We start from the raw sequence: 230 nt of genomic DNA, 5'->3' as shown, positions 1-230 counted from the left end.
AACAACTTCTCAAAATCAAAAACTATTCCAAAGTGACTCCTCTTTAAAGAAAAACAGGAACCAATACGCGCGTGAAAATATTGATAAAATAAAGGGCTGGTCTTTAGAAAAATACAACAATATCCAACGAGCAGAACAGATTGTCTCAGCGGAAAGTAAATATCCAATTTACCAAAATGGTATGCACTTTTCGGACCTTGAGCGAAGTGTTGGTTATTCTCCAGATAGCT

Annotated in this window: 1 protein-coding gene; it reads left to right on the top strand. The window is 36.1% G+C overall.

Annotated features, from left to right (window positions below):
• Nucleotides 1-230 (top strand): hypothetical protein (locus ETC27_RS18405; protein WP_205742813.1); only part of this gene is annotated, 230 nt, incomplete at both ends.

It is taken from the genome of Onishia niordana (genome assembly GCF_004798965.1).
Taxonomy (GTDB): domain Bacteria; phylum Pseudomonadota; class Gammaproteobacteria; order Pseudomonadales; family Halomonadaceae; genus Onishia; species Onishia niordana.
This window is presented reverse-complemented; position numbering and strand designations above follow the sequence as displayed.